The following is a 22,336-nucleotide window of genomic DNA, read 5'->3' as shown; positions in this document are numbered from 1 at the left end:
AACACCGGAGCCGGTCCAAAGTTTGGCCGGCACAAGCGACAGGAGGACGCGGCCCTAATCGAACCAGGCGGCGTAGATCTTCTTGTAGCTGCCGTCCTGCATCGAAATATGCAGCCATTGATCGACGAAGGCCTTCAGCGCCATGTCGCGCTGGAGCCAATAGGCCTTCTCGGAAAAATCGAACGGCTTGTCGGGATGCACCGCGCAGAGCACGCCTTGATGCTGCTTCTGCTGGTAGCGCGTCTCCGAGGCGTCGGTCATCATCAGGTCGGCATTGCCCTTGGCGATCTCGTCGAAGATCACGGTATTGTCCGGGAAGACGGTGATGTCGGCGTCCTTGATGTTGGCACGCGCGAAGCGCTCGTTGGTGCCGCCGGGATTGACGATCACGCGGGTGCCCTTCTTGTCGATGTCGGTGATGCTCTGGTATTTGCCGACATCGGCACAGCGCGCGATCGGCGTCTTGCCCTCGCGCATGATCGGCGTGGAGAAGAAGCCCTTCTTCTGCCGGTCGAGCGTGACCGAGACGCCGCCCATGGCGATGTCGAACTGATCGGCCTCGAAATCCTTCATCAGCTTCGGCCAGGCCGTCGGCACGAATTCGACCTTGACGCCGAGCGCCTTGCCGAGTGCCTCCGCCATGTCGACATCGAAGCCACTGAATTGCTGCGTCGTCTTGTCGAGATAGGTGAAGGGCTTGTAGTCGCCGGTCATGCCGACGCGCAAAGTGCCGCGCTTGACTATCTCGTCGAGGCGGGACGGCGCCGTCTGCTGTGCGTGGGCCGAAAGGTTTGCCAGCAGGACCACGGCCAAAGTCGCCAGAATTCGAATGGTCATTCGAACGATCATCTCTTTTCCACCCATGTCCAAGCTGTCATTGTGCAGCTCTCAAGGCCTGTCTTGAGGCCTGGATTTAGACCAGATGCCCGTCTCTGGCGAGGCGGAATTGAAGGGAATTTTGAAGTGACGATCTCAATGTATGACGCCTCGGTCGGACTCTTCGTGCCGTATCTGCGCAACCTCTCCGCATTGCTCGACAAGGGCGTTGCCTATGCCGAGGCCCGGAAGTTCAACCCGGCCGTCCTGCTCGGCATGCGCATGGCGCCCGACATGTACGATCTGGCGCAACAGATCGGCGAGGCCTGTCGCCACGCCACGGTCGCCGCGGCCTTGCTCGCCGACCGCGAGCCGGTGGCGCTGCCGGTGCTGGAGCACGACATGGCCGGGCTCCAGGCCCGCATCGCGACGTCAATCGAGTTCATCGAAAGCCTGCCGCGCGCAGAGATCAATGCTGCGGCGGAGCGGAATGTCTTCTTCAGGCTGAAGAACGGGACCGAGTTGCCCTTCACCGGGCGGACGCTGCTGCTGACCTTCAGCGTTCCGCAGTTCTTCTTTCACGTCACGACCGCCTACGACCTGTTGCGGCACGCAGGCGTCGAGCTCGTGAAGAAGGATTATCTCGGACGACGATAAGCCGAACCGGCATCCACTTCGCGCGAGAGCGCGCTAGGCTTCGCCCTTGCGCTCGTAATCGGCGAGCGAGCTGCGGCCGGCGATCTCGCTGCGCAGCTCTTCGAAGCGCCGATGCGCCTCGTCCTCATGCGCGTCGACGAAATGCACCGCGGCTTCGCCGGTCATCGGGCCGCTGACCACGGGCACGGACTGCTCGCCGATGGTCTCGTGGACGTAGAACTGGCCGTCATCGCCGCGATGGACCGTCCATTTCAGACGGATCGCCACCATCGGCCCGGGGCCGACCTTGCTGTAGCCGTCGGCGTCGGCGTGCTCCGGCACCAGCGGCTGCTCCTCGACCACCGGATGCTCGTCGACCATCGGGTGCTCGTCCGCGACCCCATGCTCACCAGCAACCACCATTTCAGTCACGGTGACAGTCTCGGTCTCGCGCGCAGTCTCGGTCTCGCGCAGGACGAGGACGGGTTCAGGATGCTCCAGGATGCTGGCGATGGTCGCCAACGCGTGGTCGGTCGGGTCGATCTCTGACAAGGGTCCATCCTCCAGCTCGACGCGGCCGGCAAGTCTGTCCCACTGCCGCCGCGGCCGGACCTATTACGCGGGTTTGATTAAGGCTGAGTGAGGGCTCGATCTGCACCAAAATGGGACTCATTCTGGCGTTCCGAAGGCGGCGGGTTGATCGCCCGCCCAAGAGAACCGCCTAGCCCGGAGATGCGCTCAGCCCAGGACATCCTGATTGATGATGTTCTGCCGGATAGGATCGCCGTCCAGCACACTCAGGATGTTGCGCGCGGTCTGCTCGCTCATCCGGCTCACCGCCTCGACCGTCACGCCGGCGACGTGCGGCGCCATGATGACGTTGGGCAGCGCGAACAGCGCGTTGCTGACCGGTGGCGGCTCCGCCTCGAACACGTCGATGCCGGCACCGGCGAGCTTGCCCGAGACCAGCGCGTCGTACAGCGCCGCCTCCTTCACGATGCCGCCGCGTGCGGTGTTGATGAGGTAGGATTTCGGCTTCATCCGGCCGATCCGCGCCGCGTCGAACAGACCGACGGTCTCCGGCGTCTTCGGGCAGTGGATGGTGACGAAATCGGCGTGAGGCAGCGCGGCATCGAGGTCGGCGACCGGCTCGCAGCCTGCTGCCTTGATCTCTGCGGCTGCCTTGTAGGGATCATAGACCTGCACATTCATGTCCATCGCCAGGCAGCGCTTGGCGGTGCGGGTGCCGATGCGGCCGAAGCCGATGATGAGGACGGTCTTGCCGTAGAGATCGAACGGCAGCATGCCGAGACGGTCCGCCCATTTGCCGTCTTTCACGCAGGCGTGCATCTCCTGCGCGCGTTTTGCCAGTGTCAGCATCATGAACAGCGCCTGTTCGGCGACCGAGGGCGAGTTCGCGCTGCCGGCGACCATCAGCGGCACCTTGCGGCGGGAGAGGGCGGGGACGTCGACGGCGTCGTAACCGACGCCGATCCGGGTCACCACCTTCATGTCCTTCGAGGCTTCGAGCTCGGTCTCGCCGAAAGCGGTGGCGCCGAGCGCCACGCCATGGACCGGCGCGTGGCTCTTCAGCAAGGCCTCGAAATCCCTGGCGGAGATCAGGTTCGGAAACTCGATGAGCTCGATATCATCTCGCTGGGTGAGGAGGGCGCGCGCCCCTTGCGACAAAGTTTGCGTGACAAAGATTTTCTTCTTGTTGGTCGACATCGTCCCTACCTGCGCGAGTTTCTTGGCCGGCCGTCACAAGACGGCGCCGGTCGCCTCGTTTAGCAGGTGCATATTGTTGAGGTCCATCGCCAAACGTATGGGTGCTCCGTCCTTGGCGCCCGCATTGGGATCGACACGGCCGCAGACGGGCGTGCCTTCCAGTCCGAAATAGACCAGCGTCTCCATTCCCATCGGCTCGGTGACATCAAGCACGGTGTCGAAGGTCTCGACACCCGGCTCGAGATGCGCATGCGATTCCGTGAGATGTTCGGGACGGATGCCGAGCAACAGGTTTTCAGATCGGGGCAGCGCGCTGTAACGGGCGGCGCGGGCCGGCGGCAACGGGAATGAGATGCGATCCGTCAGGCGGACGTTGAGCTTGCCGCCGACGTCCTCGAGACGGCACGGAATGAAGTTCATCGCCGGCGAGCCAATGAAGCCCGCGACGAAGCGCGTCGCCGGCTTGTGGTAGAGCTCGTTCGGGGTGCCGATCTGCTCGATCCGACCCTTGTTCATCACCACGACGCGATCAGCCAGCGTCATCGCCTCGACCTGGTCGTGGGTGACGTAGACCGTCGTGGTGCGCACTTTCTGGTGCACCTTCTTGATCTCGATCCGCATCTGCACGCGCAGCTTGGCGTCGAGATTGGACAGCGGTTCGTCGAACAGGAAGACCTTTGGGTTGCGCACGATGGCCCGCCCCATGGCGACGCGCTGGCGCTGGCCGCCGGAGAGCTGCTTCGGCTTGCGGTCGATCAGGTCGGTGATGTCGAGGAGGCGGGCGGCTTCCGTCACCCGCGCCTTGATCTCGGCCTTGGGATAGTGCTTGAGCCGCAGCCCGAACGACATGTTCTCCGCGACCGTCATGTGCGGGTAGAGCGCGTAGTTCTGAAACACCATCGCGATGTCGCGGTCCTTCGGCGGCACGTCGTTGACGACGTCCCCGCCGATCATGATGTCGCCGTCGGTGATGTCCTCGAGTCCCGCGATCATCCGCAAGGTCGTCGACTTGCCGCAGCCGGAGGGGCCGACGAGCACGATGAACTCATGGTCAGAGATGTCGAGATCGATGCCGCGCACCGCCTCGACGTCGTCGTAACGCTTGACCACCTTCCGCAACGCAACCTCAGCCATAAGACATCAACCCTTTGTGGCGCCGGCGGTCAGGCCGGCAATGTAATAGTCCATCAGGAAGGCGTAGATGACCAGCGGCGGGGCAGCGCCAAGCAGCGCGCCGGTCATGATCTGCCCCCAGTTGAAGACGTCGCCCTTGATCAGCGTGGTGGTGATGCCGACCGGCAGCACGAGCTGGTCGATGGATGTCGTGAACACCAGCGGATAGAGGAACTGCGCCCAGGACACGGTGAAGGCGAAGATGGTCGCTGCGATCAGGCCAGGGAGGGCAACCGGAATGAAAATCCGCGTCAGGGTCTGGAGCCAGGAGGCGCCGTCGATGAGAGCCGCCTCGTCCAGCTCCTTCGGGATCGAGGCGAAATAACCGATCATGATCCAGGTGCAGAACGGCACGGTCAGCGTCGGATAGATGAACACCAGCACGTACCAGCGGTTGAGAAGGGTGATGCCGGTGACGTCCTGGACCACCGCGAGCATCTTGAACAACGGAATGAACAGGAGGCTGTCCGGGATCAGATAGGTGAGAAAGACCCCGGTCGCGAGCGTCGCCGAGCCCCAGAACTTCATCCGCGCCAATGCAAACGCCGCCGGAATGCTGATCAGCATCGTCACGATCACGACCACGATCGAGATCATCGACGAATTCCAGAAGAATCGCAGGAACTGGTTCGAGGTCAATAGCTCCACATAGTTCGACAGCGTCGGATGAAATACCCACCACGGATTGGTGGCGGCCGAGATCTCCGCGCTGCTCTTGAGCGAGGTGATCAGCATGTAGATCGGCGGGATCAGGAAGAAGATCGCAAACAGCACCAGGAAAAAGTAGGACCAGCGCAGCGCCCAGGTGCGGTCGCGGCTCATGCTTCGAAGCTTGACCTTGCGTGTCGGTCCGGCCTTGTCGATTGCGAGCGTGCTCATCAGGCTTCGTTCCCACGTTTGTTGACATCGCGCAGGATGAAGACCGCTGCGACGGCGAGGATCGGCACCATGAACAGCGAGACGCAGGCGCCGAGCGGAATGTCGCTGCTCTGGATGCCGACCTGGAACGCCCAGGTGGCGAACAAATGCGTCCGGTCCAGCGGACCGCCGGAGGTGAGGATGCGCACGATGTCGAAATTAGCGAAAGTGACGATCAGCGAGAACAGCGTGGTGATGGCGATGATGTTGCGCATCATCGGCAGGGTGATGTGCCAGATCTTCTGCCACCAATTGGCGCCGTCGATCGCTGCGGCTTCGTAGAGCTGGTCGGGTACGGATTTCAAGGCGGCCAGGTACATGATCAGGAAGAACGGCGCGCCGTACCAGACGTTGACGAGGATGACGGAGAAACGCGCCCAGAAGGTGTCACCGAGCCACGGGATCGGACCGATGCCGAAGAACGACAGCGTATAGTTGAAGGCGCTGTAGGAGGGATCGAACAGCCACAGCCATGCCAGCGTGCTCATCGCCGGTGGGATCACCCAAGGCACCAGCAGCATGCCGCGCCATTTACGTTGCTTCTTGCCGGGAATATTGTGGACGAAATGCGCGACGATGAAGCCGATCAGCGCCTTGAAGACCACGGCGGTAATCGCAAAAATGCAGGACTGTCTCACCACCATCCAGAACGTTTCGCGCTTGAACAGGAAGGTGAAGTTGCTGAGACCGACGAACTTCGTCATCGCCTTGTTCAGCGTCGCCAGGTAGACCGAATAGAAGGCGGGATAGAGCACGAGCAGGGCGATCAGGAGGATCAGCGGCAGCGTCAGGAAGAACGCGACGGTCGATTTCCGTCCCATTGCATTGCGCAGGCTCGCCCGTTTGCGCGGGCTCGCAGCTCGAGCGGGACGGCCTTGCTCAACGACGACATCGGCCATGACGTTAGCCTCTTTTGCAGGACACGTAGCAGGACATGTAGGACGGCGAAGCCGGCGCAGCCGTCGGCTTCATTCGGCAAGCGGATCGAGCGAGTGTGCCTCGGCGGCTCACGCGCGAAGCGTGAACCGCCATGGCACATACCCGGCTCAGGTTCGCATGAAGCCTTCGCACTCGCCTTCGGCCCAGGCGAGCGCGGTTTCCAACTTCTCTCCTTGCGCAAAGCGCAGCGCCATCTTGGTCAGCGTCGCCTGGAAGTAGATCTGCTGGGCGATCTTCGGCGGCGCCGGAGACGCGGCGATCGACATCGTCTGCTGCTTGTAGGGATCCGGATAGTGGAAGAGCGTGCCCTTCGGCGGCCCTTCCTCGGCCCAGGTCTTGAACTTCGTCATGTTCGCGTAGGCCGGCAGATCGTACCCGCCGCTCGCCGCGACGAACTTCTCGATCGCCGCCGGCGAGGACAGGTGAACAAGCAAGCTCTTGGCCGCTTCCTTGTTTTTGCCAAAGGCCCAGACGCCCCAGAAGTACGGCAGGAAGGGCGCAAAACGTCCCTTCGGACCGGACGGGAAGCCGTGCGTCCAGCACTGTTCGGCGACTTGCGGTGCGTCGCGCTTGGCGACCGCCCAGGCACTCGGCGGATTCAGGATCATCGCCCCGCGGCCCGAGATCAGCCATTTGTTGTTGGAGGCATCGTCCCAGGACGGCGCGTCGGTGGGCAGGACGGCGATCAGCTTCTTGTAGAATTCGAGCGCCTGCCGCACTGCATCGGTCTTGACGGTGATATCGCCCTTGGCGTTGACGAGCTCGGCGCCGAACGACTGGAAGATCGCGCCGGCGGTGTCGACGCTGTCGGTGGTCTCGCCGAGACCGATGCCGAAGGGGAAGCCGGCCTTGTGGCAGGCCTCGGCCGCCTTCAGGAACGTCTCCATGGTCCAGTTGTCTGCTTTCGGCGGAGCGCCGACTGGATACATCTCCTGCACGTCGATGCCGGCGTGTTTCTTCATGAGATCTATGCGGGAGCAGGGGCCCTTGATCTGGCTTCCCGGCGTCGCGGGCACTGCGAGCCATTTGCCGCCCGACCGCCCGAGATATTTGACGGTGTCGTTCACCTCGCCGTTCTGCTTGATGAGCGGCTCCATGACGTCGTTGAGCGGTTCGAGATTCTCGGAATAGGCGTGCGGCCACCAGCTCGGCATCTGGAGAATGTCGTGACCGGACTTGGCCTGGGCTTCGGCCGCTGCCGTCAGCTCGATCTTCTTGTTGTTGCTGGTGATGTAGTCGATCGAGACTTCGACCTTCTCCTTCTCGCCCCATTCCTTGACGAGCGCGGTGGAGGCATCGTTGGCGCCGGGCACCCAGTGGTCCCAGAAGCCGATCGAGAGCTTGCCGGCGGCGTAAGCGCCTCGGACATAGGGCGCCGTGATCAGCGCCGCGGAGGACATTGCAGTGGCAGCCACAAATTGACGTCGCGTCAGTGTCTTGCGTGACATCTCGTTTCCTCGCTTGGGTGTTTTATTGTTCTGGCGTTCCTCTGAACTCTTCCGAGTTCTGCTTTTGATTTTCTTTTCGAAAGTTTCTTGTTCGACGTTTCTTGTTGATGCCGTCGGCTTCGAAGGCAAATTGGTAGCGCGATCAGATCATGATTGATTGCGTCTGTCGAGAAAACCGAACGGCTTGCGCCTAGAACTAACGTTGTGTCCGGGAACGCGGCAGCGCCCTCGACCTCATGCGCGGACCATGAACCACGGCCGGTTGTTTTGCGACGCACACTTGGCGCTGGCGCGCCCGACCGACATGTGCGCAATTACGCCGCAGTTTCCAAGGAGCCTGCGTAAGCACCTCGCGGCAAACACTTTTCGGGCGTGGATAGCATTTGTCGGCGCCTAGACCTCGAAGCGGTGAAAACGATAGAGTTGCAGCTGGCGGGTGGTTCTCATCCCCAAGAGCCTAATCAGATCGAGATGGAGACCAGAATGATCAACCCGGCGCCGCCCGCGCGGCTTTACCTGCGACGATGGTTCGCGCTGGGGTCCGTTTTCGTGTTGCTGCTCGGCGCAGCCGCGGTGGCGAACGCTCAAGGCCTGGTCAAAGGGGTTCAGGAAGGAGCGGCGGCCGGGAACAAGGCGGCGGGTCCGGTCGGCGGCGTGCTTGGCGGCGCGATCGGCGGCGTGGTCGGTGTTTTCACCGGCGTGCTCGGCGTTGGCAATAATGGCAATCAGGCGCCTGCCGCCAGAGATCCGAGCAAGGATGCAAGCAAGGATGCGGCCAAGGACGCCAAGCAGGGCGCCGGCAAGGACAAAGATGCCAAGAGCGCCAAGGCGGGCAAGGGCGCCAAGGCGAGCAAGGAGGCGAAGAACGCGCCGCAGGACAAGGATGTCACGGTCCTCACCCAGACCGGCGCGCCGCAATTGACCGCCGACCAGATCGTCACCAACAGCGACTCCTATATCGAGCGGATCAAGACCGAGCTGAACCTCACGCCCGAGCAGGAGAAGCACTGGTACGGTTTCTCGAGCGCCATGCACTACCTCGGGCATAACGGTGCCGAGCGGCTCAACCTGCGGGTTGCGCGCGCCAAGCGGGATCCTCCCGACGACATCGTCGAGCAGATGCGCAACGAGGCCCAATTCCTGATCGACCGCGCTGCCGACCAGCGCAATGTCGCCGACGCCGCCGAGCCCCTCTATTCGAGCCTCGATGACAAACAAAAGCAGGTGTTCGTGGAGGAGATGGTGCGGCTCAGCCACGAACGAGGATTGGATTGATCAAGTGGAATCGGATCGGGCGGGTCGAATTAACGGACCCCGCCACGAATTCGTGAATCCTCTTCGCGATTCGGTTATGATTAGCTTGGGAAGCTGATGGGCGGGGTTGATATGGCGGACGGACTCTCCGTTTTCCTGGTCGAAGACGAGACGTTGATCCGGATGATGATGACGGACATGGTGGAGGAACTCGGCCACCACGTCATCGCGGAAGCGGATAATGTTCGGGACGCCAGCGCTTTCGCCATGACCGCGCAGTACGATCTTGCGATCCTCGACATCAATCTCAAGGGCCTCTACGTCGATCCGGTCGCCGATCTGATCGAGCGTCGCGGGAAGCCGTTTTTGTTCGCCACGGGCTACGGTCCGGAGCTGCTGCCGTCCTTGCTCAGGCGCCGGCCGATCCTGCGCAAGCCGATTTCGATCGATCAGCTCAAGGCGATGATCGATTCGATGTTTCCGGAAGCGGCAGCGAAGACGCCGAACTGAGACCAAAATGAAAATGGCCGCCCATCAGGGGCGGCCATTTCGCGACGGAATTCGTCGCGGCTTCACATCAGGCCGGCGCCGAGATCGATGCCGCGCGCCATCAGGCCGAACGAGGCGACCAGGCCCGTGCAGCAAAACAGCAAGATGGTCTTGAACGAAGAAAACGAAGAATCGGCCAAACGCGTTTCGCTGGTGGCCGGCATCGCGGCGATCGAAATCATGCTCATGTTCATTCCCCCCTTTGTTGCCCCTGAATTGGATCAGGTGGGGAACTCCTAGAGCAAAAAGTTTGACGCGAGCTTTCGAGGGATCGTTAACGAAATCGCAATCGATACCGCATTTTCGGGCACTGGAGTGCGATCACGCGTTTCAGTGGCGCCCGTTCTTCAGCACCGTGGCGATGGTGTGGGCCGTCATGGCGGCGCGGTCCGAAGCGCGCTGGGCTGCGAGGCGGTCACGCGCCTTTTCCTCGATCAAGAGCTCGATCAGGGCCAGCCGCTTGCCCTCGTCGTCCGCCTCGAGCAGCAGGCGGTGATAGCGGTGATAGTCGAAACCCAGATCCTGCTTACGCATGTCACGCCCCCGCAACTACGCCACGCACAAGCTAGGATTGTTTCTCATCCGGGACGTGCGCGCAAGCACGATCCCGCGTCGCGCGCGCGTGCCGCGCAATCAGCTGTGCATGACTGGAACCCGCGGACGGAGGCGCGCGCCGTTTAAGGCTGGTTGTGCTCCGCGAACATCGTCAGGCCGAGGAAACTCGCATCAGGTTTCGTGACCAGTCTGGTCGGGATGTCGCGCAGATAGTCCTGGAAGCGTCCCTTGGCTTCGAAGCGCGCCCGGAATGCGGAGGCTGCGAGGAAGTCAGGAAAGCGCGGCACGATTCCGCCGGCGATATAAACGCCGCCGCGTGCGCCGAAGGTCACCGCGAGATTGCCCGCGACCGAGCCGAGGATGGCGCAAAACATCTCCAGCGTCTTGCGGCTGAGCTCGCAACTGCCTTCCAGGGCGGCCTTCGTGATGGCGGCAGCATCGCGATGCGGCACCTGAGCGCCTTCCACCTCGGCCAGCGCCTCGTACAGGCTTTGCAGGCCCGAACCGGACAACGCGCCACGCTCGATGGAGACATGGCCGAGGCGTCGGCGCATGCACGCGATCACGCGTTCCTCGCGCTCGTCCTCCGCCGGCAGGGTCGCGTGGCCTGCCTCGGTGACGACGGCCAGCCGTGAGCCGTGGCGCTCGACCAGGGAGGACACGCCAAAGCCGGTTCCGGGTCCAACCACCAGCAACGGCTCTCCGGGAAGGCCATCCTGTCCGCCGAGCGGGATCAGGTCGGCGGGCTGCAGGGCGGGCAGGGACCAGGCCACCACCTCGAAATCGTTAAGAACATGGACGCTGTCGAAGCCGAGGGCCGGCTGAAGCTCGTTGCCGTCGATGACCCATGGGCTGTTGGTCATGACGCAGCGGTTGTTGGTCACCGGTCCTGCGACGGCCAGCACGGCCCTTGGGGGCGGTTGGCCGTGGCAGCGACGCGCGAGAACATCGGCAATGGCTTCCCGGACGGTCGGGAAGTCTGCCACTTTGACGTAGTCGATCGGTCCGGTCTGATCGCCCTGACTGAGCGCGAAGCGCGCATTGGTGCCGCCGATATCGGCGAGAAGAATCTGTCCTGTCTTGCCGATGGTCATGTGCGTATGGCTGCCGCAGCCTTTCCGGCTGCGGGAACCGCTTCCTCCGCTCTATCCGATCGCAAGACGCGAACGGCTGTCAGAATCCGTCCCCGGGTGGATCTAGTCAACACGCATCAGCCCAAACCGTTGCATCCCGGGACCGACGGGGCGCATTCGCGCAGATCGCCGCACCTTCTCGTTGGTTGCGAAGCAGCCCGGGAAGATCGACACTGCAGACGTGCCTTCGGCGCCGCTCGCGCGGATGGCCTGGAATGGACCTTGCGATGAAGATTTCCGACCGCGACGTGCTGCTGGTCATCGACGTGCAGAACGATTTTTGCACGGGCGGGGCGCTCGCCGTGCCCGGCGGCGAGAAGGTCGTCCCCGCCATCAATCGGATCGCCCAAAAATTCGCCAATGTGGTGCTGACCCAGGACTGGCATCCCCGCGATCATGTCTCCTTTGCGCCGAACCATGCGGGCAAACAGCCGTTCCAGACCATCGTGCTCGACTACGGCGTCCAGGTGCTGTGGCCGAGCCATTGCGTGCAGGGCACCGCAGGCGCCGAATTTCATCGCGATCTCGACGTCACCCGCGCAAATCTGGTGGTGCGGAAGGGATTTCGGCGCGGCATCGATTCCTATTCGGCGCTGTTCGAGAACGACAGGACAACGCCGACCGGCCTGCTCGGATATTTGCGCGAACGCGAGTTGAACACCGTCTTCGTCGCCGGCCTCGCGTTCGACTTCTGCGTTCGCTTCTCGGCGGACGATGCCCGCAAGGCCGGGTTCGAGGTCGCCGTCATCGAGGACGCCTGCCGCGGCATCGATCTCGACGGCTCGGTGGCCGCGACCCATCAGAGTTTTCGCGAGCGCGGTATTTCGCTCGTCAGCTTCGAGGCCTTCCTGTGAGGACCGTGGGATAGCCATGGCGGAGAAGACCGGCAAACAGCTGCGCGCACCGGAGCCGGTCCCGGATGACCCGCTGCTGTGGCCGTTCGCTGCGGCGCGGATTGCCATGGACGCCTGCTTTGGATGGCTCGAGCGCGGCCCGTCGGAGCTGGCCGACAGCAGCCTGCCTTGGACCACGCCCAACTCCGTCGCGCTGGAGCTTGCGACCATGCGCCTGCGTAATTGCGCGCGGACGGGGGCCGGCCAGCCGGCACTGGTCTGCGCGCCCTATGCGCTGCACCGGGCCCTGATCGCCGACTTCGCGCCCGGCCACAGCGTTGTGCAGTCCCTGCAAAATGGCGGCATCGACCGGGTCTATCTCACCGACTGGCGCTCGGCCGCACCCGACATGCGCTATCTCTCGATCGACAGCTATCTCGGTGATCTCAACGTCGCCATCGACGAAATCGGCGCGCCGGTCGATCTCGTCGGCCTGTGCCAGGGTGGCTGGCTCTCGCTGCTCTATGCGGCGCGCTTTCCCGCCAAGGTGCGGCGGCTGGTACTGGCTGGCGCGCCCGTCGACCTCTCCATTGACTCCAGGCTGTCGCAGCTCGCCCGCAACGCGCCGGAGATGGTCTACGACCAGCTCGTCGCCCGCGGCGGCGGCAATGTCAGCGGCGAAGAGATGCTGCGGCTCTGGTCGAAGGCACCGGGCCGCGACGACATCGCGACGGCGCTGCAGAGCGACCTCTCCGGCGAGGACGGTGCGGCGCTGCTGGCACGCTTCGAGCGCTGGAATGCCGAGCCCCTCAATCTGCCCGGCACCTATTATCTCGAGATCGTCAACTGGATTTTCCGGGAGAACCGGATCGCGCGCGGCCAGTTCACGGCACTCGGCCGCGGGATTGATCTGAAGGACGTCAAGGCGCCGGTCTTCCTTTTGGCCGGACTCGATGACGACGTCGTGCCGGCTGCGCAGGCGCTCGCCACCGCCGGCTTGCTCGGCACACCGCCGGCGTTCATTGCGGCGGCCTCCCAGCCCAGCAACCATCTTGGCCTGTTCATGGGCGCGCGGACCCACGCCCATGCCTGGCCCCGGATCGCCGAGTGGCTGCGCGACGATCTGCCCGGCATGCTGGCGCGCAGAGCCTGAGACTGCCTCAAGGGCACGGCCGGGCAGCGAAGCTGCAAATCCGTTATGCATGCCGTTGAATGGCCTGCACGGGGCCATGTCGATGGGTTAAATGGAGTCCAGAGCCGGCGGAGGCCGGTCGCGACGAGACAAAGGGACTGTGCTCGATGAGTTTCCACTCGATCTATGCCCACGGATTTGCGCGCGTGGCGGCCTGCGTCACCACCTCTCATGTGGCTGATCCCACGGCCAACGCAGCTGCGGTTCTGGCGGCGGCGAAGGACTGCCACGCGCAGTCGGTGGCGGTTGCCGTGTTCCCCGAGCTCTGCCTGTCCGGCTATGCAATCGAAGATCTCGTGAAGCAGGATCCGCTGCTCGATGCGGTCGAGCGCGGGCTTGTGGCCATCGTCGAGGCATCCTCGTCCCTGATGACCGTCCTGATCGTTGGCGCGCCGCTGCGCTTTGGCAATCGGATCTACAATTGCGCGGTCGTCATCCATCGCGGCAAGATCCTCGGCGTGGTGCCCAAGAGCTACCTGCCGACCTATCGCGAATTCTACGAGGGGCGGCATTTCGCCTCCGGCGCCGGCATCGTCGGAGAGATGGTCGCCTTTGGCGGGCTGCATGCCCCGTTCGGCGTCGACCTCCTGTTCGCAGCCGAGGACGTTCCGGGCCTGACCATCGGCGTCGAGATCTGCGAGGACATGTGGATCCCGGTAACGCCGGCCTCCGAGCTCGCGCTTGCGGGCACGAGCGTGCTGATCAATCTCTCGGGCAGCCCGATCACGATCGGCCGCGCCCGCTCGCGCGCGCTCTTGTGCCAATCGACGTCGGCCCGCTGCCTCGCGGCTTACGTCTATTCCGCGGCCGGGGCAGGAGAATCGACCACGGATTTGGCCTGGGACGGCCAGACCTCGATCTACGAGAACGGCGTGCTGCTGGCCGAGGGCGAGCGGTTCCGCCAGGGCGGCCAGATCACGCTGGCCGACGTCGATCTCGACCTGCTCAGGCAGGAACGCGCGCTGATGGGTACGTTCGACGACAATCGCCGGCAGCGCGAAGCCTTCTTCCGAAAAGTCGGCTTCGCCCTGAAGGCGCCGGCCGCCGATATCGGCTTCCTGCGCAAGGTCGAGCGCTTTCCGTTCGTGCCGAGCGACGAGAGCCTGCTCGAGCAGGACTGCTATGAGGCCTACAACATTCAGGTCGCGGGCCTCGTCCAGCGCATGCGTGCGACCGGTACCAAGCGCGTCGTTATCGGCGTCTCGGGCGGACTCGATTCCACCCATGCTTTGATCGTCGCCGCCAAGGCCGTCGACCTTCTTGGCCTGCCGCGAGAGAACATTCTCGCCTACACCATGCCGGGCTTTGCCACCGGCAGCGACAGCAAGACCAATGCGCTGGCGCTGATGAAGGCGTTGCAGACGAGTTGGCAGGAGCTCGACATTCGCACCACGGCGACGCAGATGTTGAAGGACATCGGCCATCCCTTCGGCAAGGGCGAGAAGGTCTATGACGTCACATTCGAGAATGTGCAGGCGGGTCTGCGCACGGACTATCTGTTCCGGCTCGCCAACCATCATGGCGGCCTCGTGATTGGCACCGGCGATCTCTCCGAACTCGCGCTGGGCTGGTGCACCTATGGCGTCGGCGATCAGATGGCGCACTATAACGTCAACGCCGGGGTGCCGAAGACGCTGATCCAGCATCTGATCCGCTGGGTGATTGCCTCCAAGCAGTTCACCGACGACGTCAACCAAACGCTTGGATCGATCCTGTCGGCCGAAATCTCGCCGGAGCTGGTTCCGGCTGAGCCCGGCGAGAAGCCGCAGAGCACGGAAGCTTCGGTCGGCCCCTACGAGCTCCAGGATTTCAACCTGTTCTACACGCTGCGGTTCGGCATGCGGCCGTCCAAGATCGCCTTTATGGCGCTGCAGGCCTGGAAAGACGTTGCCCAGGGCGAGTGGCCGCCGGCATTTCCGACCGACAAGCGCAAGGCCTACGATCTCAAGGAAATACGCCGCTGGCTGGAGGTGTTCTTGCGCCGCTTCTTCGCTTTCAGCCAGTTCAAGCGCTCGGCGATGCCGAACGGACCCAAGGTTTCGGCCGGCGGCTCGTTGTCGCCGCGCGGCGACTGGCGTGCGCCGTCGGATTCGAGCGCTGCGGCGTGGCTTGAAGATCTCGAGCGGAATGTGCCGGTTTGAACGGGAGATGAGCGATGTCGGCCGGCGATGGGCTCGAGCAGGGCGGCAACCCACAGAAGGTCCTCAACGGCCTCTACATCTTTGAGATCGAGATGCGCGACGGCAAGCGCGGCCAGGCCAAAGGCGTCGTCGTGCTCTGCGATGGCCGCATCATGGGCGGCGACAGCTATTTCTACTACACCGGCAGCTACACCTTCCGGAACGGGAAATGGCGTGGCGACATGACCGTCAATCAGCACACCGAGGCCGTCGGCAAGCCGCTCGCGTTCGGCGGCAGGGAAGTGACCTGCGGCTTTTCCGGCGACTATTCCGCCGACGGCGCCGAAGTCGAAGGCATGGCGCTGGTTGGCAAGACCAGCGTGACATTCACGGCGCGGCTCACGCTGAAGGACCCGATGTGAGACCCGCGTGATCAGCCCTCGTTCCTGATCAGGAACCTTCGCACCAACAGAACGTTCGCGTCTGTTGTTGCGAATTTTCCAGGAGAGGGACCATGCGCAAGCACTTGATGTTATCGACCGCGGCTATCGGACTGATGCTTGCTTCCGGCTTCGCCTACGCCCAGGCGCCCGGTGAGCGAAGGGACGAGCCGAGACGGACCGAGGAGCCGGCGAAAGGTGCCGGGCCGCAACGCGGCGGCGCCCAAGAACGGGTTCAAGAGCGCGCGCTGGGCGCCCAGGAGCGATTGCAGGGTGCGGGCCGCGAGGAGAAGGGCGGCGCTGCCAAGCAGGACGCGAGTGACGACAAGCGCCAGCCGGCCAGTTCTGCCGAGCGCAACCAGCCGAAGTCGAAGGATCAGGCCCAGGAATCTCGTGAGCCTTCGCGCGATCGCAACCGTGAGGCGGAGAGCCCGAAACCGGGACGCGACGGCAAGAACAGCGCCGAGACGAAGCAGGACAAGTCCGCGCCGCAGAAATCAACGGCCGAGTCCGAGAAGTCCAAGTCCGGCACGTCTGGCCAGCAGAACGAGCGCACGGGAGCTGCGGCCAACCAGAACGAGCGCAACCAGACCCAGCCGCCGCGCAACGCGGCCGAGCAGCAGCAGCCGGCGCAACAGAACAACCGACCGGCCACAGCGACCGACACGAACCGGACGGCCCCGACCAACAATGCGCAGACCGCGCCTGCCACTTCAGGCACGCAGACCAATCAAGCCAATCAGACGCCCCAGACCAACACGCAGGCCAATCAGCAGACCCAGGTGACGTCCGAGAAGCAGGTGCGGATCTCCGAAACGGTGAGCCGCGCACGCCTGGCGGAGCCGGAGCGTAATCTGAACATCTCGATCCGGGTCGGTGAAACCATTCCCTCGCGCGTGCGCCTCCACAGGCTTCCGCCCGAGATCGTCGCGATCGAGCCCGAGTATCGAGATTACGAATATTTCGCGACCGGCGACGACGTCGTCATCGTGGAGCCGCGGACGCATCGCATCGTCAGCCAGCTGCCCCGCGATCCCTCACGAGCCCGCGCCCAGATGAGTGGCGGCACCTCATCGAGCATGGCGGCCGCCGGGGGCGGCAATCTGAACTGCCAGATCATGCGGCGTGACGCCTCGGGTAATGTGGCCCAGGCAGAACCCTCGACCGTAGGCTCGACCGCGCGAGCGGACTCCCTGAGCGTGACTGTCCAGATGCCCGGCGGCGGCTCATCCGCGCCGATCGCCCTCGGCGCTCCCGCGGGCAACATCGTGGTCGCGACGCAAGGGCAGGGCGACTGCACGGTGACGATCGAGCCGCAGACACGCTAGCGCCGTGTCGGCATAACGACGCCAAAACGACTTCGCGCCGCACGGCTGATCAAGCCGGCGGCGCGAAATCACGTTCAAACTAGAAAGTCCCGAGGTCCGGAGTGCCTAGGAGTCCGGACCTCGTAACCTTGCCCCAGCCTTTGATCCCCCGCCCCATGTGGTCCCCCAACCCCGTGGTGCGCGATCAGAGGGTGATGCCCTTGGAAGGCCGCCGATCGATGTCCCGCGATGTACGCGACATCGGAATAGGATTCCATTCCGGATCACTACGGATTTCATCGCGCTTGAATTTTCGCGGCGCATGCGCCTGCACGCGCGATTGCCCGAAACCAATGCAAGCGCGCGAGCGCATGTGGCCCTGATCATGCCGGCACCGGCGACCACCATCGTCGTGACCACGCTGCCGGTCTCCGTGATCGGCGACTGGCTCGATCCCGAACTGCAATAATTCCGTCATGGCCGGGCTTGTCCCGGCCATCCACGACCTTTCCGCATCAAGAACGTGGATGCCCGGGACAAGCCCGGGCATGACGGCTGAGACCGCCGGTGCCCACGCGCCGGGAGCAGGGGAGCCCTGTCCGGCCCAAGTTCCCGTTGCGCGCGTTCCCCCCGTGCGCTATCCGGCCGGAAAGGCCTGAGGCGGCTTCGAAAATTTGCCCCGCCCTGCCAGCCAAACCGAGGACGGAAACCGCCATGCCAGCCTATCGCTCCCGCACCACCACCCACGGCCGCAACATGGCGGGCGCCCGCGGCCTCTGGCGCGCGACCGGCATGAAGGACGGCGATTTCGGCAAGCCGATCATCGCGGTCGTCAACTCCTTCACCCAGTTCGTGCCCGGCCACGTCCATCTCAAGGACCTCGGCCAGCTCGTCGCCCGCGAGATCGAGCAGGCCGGCGGCGTGGCGAAAGAGTTCAACACCATCGCGGTCGACGACGGCATCGCCATGGGCCATGACGGCATGCTCTACAGCCTGCCGTCGCGCGAGCTGATCGCCGACAGCGTCGAGTACATGGTCAATGCCCATTGCGCCGACGGCATGGTCTGCATCTCCAACTGCGACAAGATCACCCCCGGCATGCTGATGGCGGCGCTGCGGCTCAACATCCCTGCCGTGTTCGTCTCGGGCGGACCGATGGAGGCCGGCAAGGTCACCCTGCAGGGCAAGACCAAGGCGGTCGACCTGATCGATGCCATGGTCGCAGCCGCCGATTCCAAGGTCAGCGACGAGGACGTCAAGGTGATCGAGCGCTCGGCGTGCCCGACCTGCGGCTCGTGCTCGGGCATGTTCACGGCCAATTCGATGAACTGCCTCACGGAAGCCCTTGGCCTTGCGCTCCCCGGCAACGGCACGGTGGTCGCGACCCACGCCGATCGCAAACGCCTGTTCGTCGAGGCCGGCCACACCATCGTCGATATCGTGCGCCGCCAGTACGAGCAGGACGACGCTAGCGTGCTGCCGCGCAATGTCGCGAACTTCAAGGCGTTCGAGAACGCGATGACGCTCGACATCGCGATGGGCGGTTCGACCAACACGGTGCTGCATCTTCTCGCCGCCGCCCATGAAGGCGAGGTCAAGTTCACCATGCAGGATATCGACCGGCTGTCGCGCCGCGTGCCTGTCCTTTGCAAGGTCGCGCCGTCGGTTGCCGACGTGCATGTCGAGGACGTGCATCGTGCCGGCGGCATCATGGGCATCCTGGGCGAGCTCGACCGCGCCGGCCTGATCGACACGTCGGTCTCGACCGTGCACGCGCCGACCATGAGCGACGCGCTGGAGCGCTGGGACATCAAGCGCTCCAGGAGCGAGTCTGTCCGCACCTTCTTCCGGGCGTCGCCCGGCGGCATCCCGACCCAGGTCGCCTTCAGCCAGGAGCGCCGCTACGACGAGCTCGATACCGACCGCGAGAAGGGCGTGGTCCGCAACCTCGAGCACGCCTTCAGCAAGGACGGCGGCCTCGCCGTGCTCTACGGCAATCTCGCGCAGGACGGCTGCATTGTGAAGACCGCCGGCGTCGACGCCTCGATCCTGAAATTCTCCGGCCCCGCCCGCGTATTCGAAAGCCAGGACGCCGCCGTGGAAGGCATTCTGGGCGGCAAGGTCGTTGCCGGCGAGGTCGTGGTGATCATCTATGAAGGCCCGCGCGGCGGTCCCGGCATGCAGGAGATGCTGTATCCGACCAGCTATCTGAAATCGATGGGCCTCGGCAAAGCCTGCGCGCTCGTCACCGACGGACGCTTCTCGGGCGGCTCGTCGGGCCTGTCGATCGGCCATCTGTCGCCGGAAGCGGCCGAAGGCGGCAACATCGGTCTGGTCAGGACCGGCGATCGCATCGCCATCGACATCCCGAACCGCAGCATCACGCTGGAGGTCTCCGACGAGGAGCTCGCCAGGCGCCGCGCCGTGGAAGAGGCGAAGGGCGATGCCGCATGGCAGGCGATCGGCCGCAAGCGCAACGTCTCGACCGCGCTTCAGGCCTACGCCGCGCTCACCACCAGCGCCGCGCGCGGCGCGGTGCGCGAGGTGAAGCGGCGCCCGAAGTAAGTGCGTCACGTGCGGGTGTGATCGCAAGCATCACGCATCGCGCATGGTCAACAAGTTCTGAACGGCGGGCGCGAGCCGGCCGTTTGCATTAAGGATGCCCCGATGAACTTCGGCAGCTCAGAATTTTGCGGCGTATACTGCCATCGATCTTCGCAAATCCGTTTCGGGCAATTGGGGCACCACAATAATGTCTCGCACTCTCGCTGTCGTTTTCTCAACAGTCGTCGCTGCGATTTCAATGACCGGCGCGGCTTCCGCCGGCTGCTACAATTGCTACACGCCGCCGCCGTGCACGACCTGCTACCAGCAGCAATACGTGCAGCCGCAATACCGCACCGTCGACGAGACCGTGATGGTGTCGCCCGGCTCCGTCGTGGCGCACCGCGCACCGGCGCAGTACCGCACCGTGATGGTGCCGCAGACCGTGATGGTGGCGCCGCCGAGCGTCCAGTACGAGCGCATCCCGCCGCAATACGCCACGCGCCAGCGCGTCGAGATGGTCCAGCCGGGCTATTCCTATTACGCCCCGGTGCAGATGAACTGTGCCTCCTGCGGGTACTGAGCCAAGCTAGCTTACGAAGAATTCAAGCGGCGCTCCCAACGGGGGCGCCGCTTTTCTTTGCAGCCAGCAAACGAGGCCCGGAAACGGAGGCGACTCCAAACCGGGCCTCGCAACCGGCGACGCCCTGGGAGATGTCGCCAGTGTCCGGGATCGCCGAGAGGGCATAGGGTAAGGGAACAGGCTGACGCTCGCCTGACAGATCCGACGTCGGGGAAGGGGCGGGCGCCAACTTCGCGTTGCCATGCGCCGTCGACTGCGTTAAGCGACAGCAATTCCGAACTTGGAAGGGTGGCCGAGTGGTTTAAGGCACCGGTCTTGAAAACCGGCGTGCCCGCAAGGGTACCGTGGGTTCGAATCCCACCCCTTCCGCCAAAACACCAGCAAAGACTTGTAGATTGGCTCCAGCGCACAATCGAACGTACAATCAGCGCGCGCTATCGCGAGCCCGACATTGAGTCAATCTGCCGCACGTTGGCGGCCCAGACTGACGATCCGGTAGAGCGCGCGGCGCTGCTGGAGATCGCCGGCAACTACAGGAAAGCCCCGCCATGTTGAGGCGGCGCGAAGGGCCGCCAGGTGAGGCAACAGGGGTCCTCTGAAGGGCCGAGACCCTACGGCGAATTGACTATCTATTCTTGCGGAACCGGCGCTTAGTAATTCCATCACCGGCCCATCACGGCATATATCGGTGACTGAGAGCCACGTGCTCCCGCCAAATACGCGGAGCCATCTATGGTCAAGCTCATCCCTTCTCTCACTGAACGCCTAACTCAAATGGCGAGCGCCGCTCGAACCCGGGCCGAAGCAACGCCTCCGGGGCCAAAGCGGGAAGCTCTTTTGAAGGCCGCGCAGCTCAGTGAGAACGCGCTGCATATTCAGCAATGGCTGAGCTCCACGAGCTTGCGAAAGCCAACGTAACGATGGGTTCGCAAAGGCCCGCCAGCGTGAACCGGCGCATACGGCCGCCAACTAAGGCAACGTACTTCTACGTGTTCCGCTTATAAATACACGCGCAAGGAACAAACGAAGATTTATTATTAGCGCAATCTGTTCTCGCCCGGAGAACAACGGGCCCGCCGTGAACCGGCGGGCCTGGAGGCTCAGGCTTCGCCCTTCGTCGGGGCAGCCATTGCGGCCAGATCCATCGCGACGGAAACTGAAATCACCGGATCGACATGGCGTAGGTGCGGCTGCCTGACGTCCTCAAAGACATAGATCATGCAAGCTTTGAGGCACAATTCGGCAAGGTCGCGGACCTTGACGTTCGCCAAGGCAAGTTGTGCGGCCTTGAAGGCGTCGCGCGCCTTCTGATGCGCATCGAAGACCGCATCATAGTTGATCTCGTCCATGTGCTTATCGTAGCGCCGGCAATACTTCTTGTGAGCGCGGTGGGCGCCCGGCTGCGGATTGGCTTTTTGCCATTCGCCGCAAGCCTTCCATACCCTTTGGAAGTCCGCAGCCGTCAGCTTCAAGGCCTCGTTCGCTTCATCGAGCTTGTAATAGGCCTCGCGCATTGCGTCGCCGCATTGGGAGCCATCGAAGGCAAGCTTTGGCACGCTGGCTGGAAGCGGCGAGGCCAGCGCTTCTAGAGGCATGCTGGCTACGGAGGCTGCTGCTGCGCCGACGAATACGTTCATGATTGATCGCCCGCATGGGGCGAGATCAGCACGACACCGACGAACTCCCGGCAATGGAGCGACTGTGCCGCGACCTGGTGGAGGAGAGCAGGGTGACAGGCGAGGCCGGCGCGCTGCTTAAGATGGCCGAAAACTTCGGCCGTGAGGTTGCGAGACTAACCGGGGATAGGACCGTAGATTGTTCTCGGCGCAGGTGGAAAAGACGAGCGATTCAGCGAGGTTGAGCGGGCACCCCTTCCGCCACCTCCTAGTCCAATAGTGCCCAATCCGTCTTTCTGTTTCGAAGAAGCGCTTGATCTAAAACGGTTGGGTTCGTTGCTTGGGCTTGGTGGCAGCGCGGGCTCCAGCAGCGTGCCCACGTGGTCTGGTGCCGCTCTCGGCGCCGGAGCGGGCGGCCTCTCCATTCCCATGTTCGCAAGCGGCACCAGTTCGGCCCCGGGTGTACTCGCCATGGTGGGCGAGAAAGGTCCCGAGCTGGTCAACCTTCCGCGCGGCGCGCAGGTTTTCAAGCCGTCAAGCGCGGAGAATGCT

The 22,336-nt window shown here is 63.7% G+C and carries 21 protein-coding genes, 1 tRNA gene and 1 pseudogene; 12 read left to right on the top strand and 11 right to left on the bottom strand.

Annotated elements, in window-relative coordinates; all coding sequences use genetic code 11:
- Positions 1 to 54: 54 nt before the first annotated feature.
- Entirely contained in the window at positions 55 to 837 is a 783-nt protein-coding gene (locus tag ACFQX9_RS24370; RefSeq protein ID WP_018457907.1) for a transporter substrate-binding domain-containing protein, read from the bottom strand.
- A gap of 138 nt (positions 838 to 975) precedes the next feature.
- Here ACFQX9_RS24370 and ACFQX9_RS24365 point away from each other — a divergent pair, with 138 nt between their 5' ends.
- Positions 976 to 1,473, top strand: coding sequence for a DUF1993 family protein (locus tag ACFQX9_RS24365; RefSeq protein ID WP_018457906.1), 498 nt, complete (start codon positions 976 to 978; stop codon positions 1,471 to 1,473).
- Positions 1,474 to 1,506: 33 nt separating this feature from the next.
- On the opposite strand, the gene ACFQX9_RS24360 is transcribed toward ACFQX9_RS24365, so the two are convergent.
- The 6 genes from ACFQX9_RS24360 to ACFQX9_RS24335 all read right to left on the bottom strand — a co-directional run bounded on the left by ACFQX9_RS24360 (position 1,507) and on the right by ACFQX9_RS24335 (position 7,658).
- Positions 1,507 to 2,004 carry a hypothetical protein gene (locus ACFQX9_RS24360; RefSeq protein ID WP_162496253.1) on the bottom strand — a complete coding sequence of 166 codons (498 nt, stop codon included), beginning with the start codon at positions 2,002 to 2,004 and terminating at the stop codon, positions 1,507 to 1,509.
- A gap of 186 nt (positions 2,005 to 2,190) precedes the next feature.
- Positions 2,191 to 3,180: a hydroxyacid dehydrogenase gene (locus tag ACFQX9_RS24355; protein WP_085353081.1), complete on the bottom strand. Its 990-nt coding sequence runs from the start codon at positions 3,178 to 3,180 to the stop codon at positions 2,191 to 2,193.
- Between the two features lie 33 nt (positions 3,181 to 3,213).
- A complete protein-coding gene (locus ACFQX9_RS24350) occupies positions 3,214 to 4,314 on the bottom strand; it encodes an ABC transporter ATP-binding protein (RefSeq protein ID WP_018457903.1) in 1,101 nt (366 codons plus the stop codon).
- Between the two features lie 6 nt (positions 4,315 to 4,320).
- Complete coding sequence (locus tag ACFQX9_RS24345; RefSeq protein ID WP_018457902.1) at positions 4,321 to 5,232, bottom strand: carbohydrate ABC transporter permease; 912 nt, start codon at positions 5,230 to 5,232, stop codon at positions 4,321 to 4,323.
- Complete coding sequence (locus ACFQX9_RS24340; protein ID WP_007590928.1) at positions 5,232 to 6,170, bottom strand: carbohydrate ABC transporter permease; 939 nt, start codon at positions 6,168 to 6,170, stop codon at positions 5,232 to 5,234. Before ACFQX9_RS24340 ends, ACFQX9_RS24345 begins: the two co-directional genes overlap by 1 nt.
- Before the next feature lie 147 nt (positions 6,171 to 6,317).
- A complete protein-coding gene (locus ACFQX9_RS24335) occupies positions 6,318 to 7,658 on the bottom strand; it encodes an ABC transporter substrate-binding protein (RefSeq protein WP_026233460.1) in 1,341 nt (446 codons plus the stop codon).
- A 483-nt stretch (positions 7,659 to 8,141) separates the two neighbouring features.
- On the opposite strand from ACFQX9_RS24335, the gene ACFQX9_RS24330 reads away from it, so the two are divergent.
- Complete coding sequence (locus ACFQX9_RS24330; protein ID WP_377790898.1) at positions 8,142 to 8,933, top strand: Spy/CpxP family protein refolding chaperone; 792 nt, start codon at positions 8,142 to 8,144, stop codon at positions 8,931 to 8,933.
- A 111-nt stretch (positions 8,934 to 9,044) separates the two neighbouring features.
- Positions 9,045 to 9,422, top strand: a complete 378-nt coding sequence (locus tag ACFQX9_RS24325; protein ID WP_026233459.1) for a response regulator — start codon at positions 9,045 to 9,047, stop codon at positions 9,420 to 9,422.
- Between the two features lie 62 nt (positions 9,423 to 9,484).
- On the opposite strand, the gene ACFQX9_RS24320 is transcribed toward ACFQX9_RS24325, so the two are convergent.
- The 3 genes from ACFQX9_RS24320 to glk form a co-directional block, all read right to left on the bottom strand.
- The gene (locus ACFQX9_RS24320) at positions 9,485 to 9,649 is read right to left on the bottom strand and encodes a hypothetical protein (protein WP_162847220.1); all 165 of its coding nucleotides are present in this window, start codon (positions 9,647 to 9,649) and stop codon (positions 9,485 to 9,487) included.
- 142 nt (positions 9,650 to 9,791) lie between these two features.
- The gene (locus ACFQX9_RS24315) at positions 9,792 to 9,995 is read right to left on the bottom strand and encodes a hypothetical protein (RefSeq protein ID WP_018457896.1); all 204 of its coding nucleotides are present in this window, start codon (positions 9,993 to 9,995) and stop codon (positions 9,792 to 9,794) included.
- 143 nt (positions 9,996 to 10,138) lie between these two features.
- The gene (gene glk, locus ACFQX9_RS24310; RefSeq protein ID WP_377790895.1) at positions 10,139 to 11,110 is read right to left on the bottom strand and encodes a glucokinase; all 972 of its coding nucleotides are present in this window, start codon (positions 11,108 to 11,110) and stop codon (positions 10,139 to 10,141) included.
- A gap of 254 nt (positions 11,111 to 11,364) precedes the next feature.
- On the opposite strand from glk, the gene pncA reads away from it, so the two are divergent.
- The 9 genes and pseudogenes from pncA to ACFQX9_RS24265 all read left to right on the top strand — a co-directional run bounded on the left by pncA (position 11,365) and on the right by ACFQX9_RS24265 (position 20,540).
- Positions 11,365 to 12,003 carry a bifunctional nicotinamidase/pyrazinamidase gene (gene pncA, locus ACFQX9_RS24305; RefSeq protein WP_018457894.1) on the top strand — a complete coding sequence of 213 codons (639 nt, stop codon included), beginning with the start codon at positions 11,365 to 11,367 and terminating at the stop codon, positions 12,001 to 12,003.
- Between the two features lie 16 nt (positions 12,004 to 12,019).
- Positions 12,020 to 13,135 carry an alpha/beta fold hydrolase gene (locus ACFQX9_RS24300; RefSeq protein WP_377790893.1) on the top strand — a complete coding sequence of 372 codons (1,116 nt, stop codon included), beginning with the start codon at positions 12,020 to 12,022 and terminating at the stop codon, positions 13,133 to 13,135.
- 146 nt (positions 13,136 to 13,281) lie between these two features.
- Positions 13,282 to 15,315, top strand: a complete 2,034-nt coding sequence (locus tag ACFQX9_RS24295; RefSeq protein ID WP_377790891.1) for an NAD(+) synthase — start codon at positions 13,282 to 13,284, stop codon at positions 15,313 to 15,315.
- A 14-nt stretch (positions 15,316 to 15,329) separates the two neighbouring features.
- Positions 15,330 to 15,716 carry a GrlR family regulatory protein gene (locus ACFQX9_RS24290; protein WP_018457891.1) on the top strand — a complete coding sequence of 129 codons (387 nt, stop codon included), beginning with the start codon at positions 15,330 to 15,332 and terminating at the stop codon, positions 15,714 to 15,716.
- A gap of 92 nt (positions 15,717 to 15,808) precedes the next feature.
- A complete protein-coding gene (locus ACFQX9_RS24285) occupies positions 15,809 to 17,062 on the top strand; it encodes a DUF1236 domain-containing protein (protein WP_377790889.1) in 1,254 nt (417 codons plus the stop codon).
- Positions 17,063 to 17,423: 361 nt separating this feature from the next.
- Positions 17,424 to 17,510 (top strand): annotated as a pseudogene (locus ACFQX9_RS24280) (ABC transporter permease); the annotation flags it as partial.
- A gap of 245 nt (positions 17,511 to 17,755) precedes the next feature.
- The gene (gene ilvD / locus ACFQX9_RS24275; RefSeq protein ID WP_377790887.1) at positions 17,756 to 19,606 is read left to right on the top strand and encodes a dihydroxy-acid dehydratase; all 1,851 of its coding nucleotides are present in this window, start codon (positions 17,756 to 17,758) and stop codon (positions 19,604 to 19,606) included.
- A gap of 238 nt (positions 19,607 to 19,844) precedes the next feature.
- On the top strand, positions 19,845 to 20,168 hold the full coding sequence (locus ACFQX9_RS24270) for a hypothetical protein (protein ID WP_085385228.1): 324 nt from the start codon (positions 19,845 to 19,847) through the stop codon (positions 20,166 to 20,168).
- 282 nt (positions 20,169 to 20,450) lie between these two features.
- Positions 20,451 to 20,540, top strand: a tRNA-Ser gene (locus ACFQX9_RS24265).
- 728 nt (positions 20,541 to 21,268) lie between these two features.
- Here the strand turns inward: ACFQX9_RS24265 and ACFQX9_RS24260 are convergent.
- Positions 21,269 to 21,805, bottom strand: coding sequence for a hypothetical protein (locus ACFQX9_RS24260; RefSeq protein ID WP_085358631.1), 537 nt, complete (start codon positions 21,803 to 21,805; stop codon positions 21,269 to 21,271).
- Between the last annotated feature and the right edge of the window lie 531 nt (positions 21,806 to 22,336).

The organism is Bradyrhizobium sp. GCM10028915, from assembly GCF_042666195.1.
GTDB classification, from domain to species: Bacteria; Pseudomonadota; Alphaproteobacteria; order Rhizobiales; family Xanthobacteraceae; genus Bradyrhizobium; species Bradyrhizobium canariense_D.
This window is presented reverse-complemented; position numbering and strand designations above follow the sequence as displayed.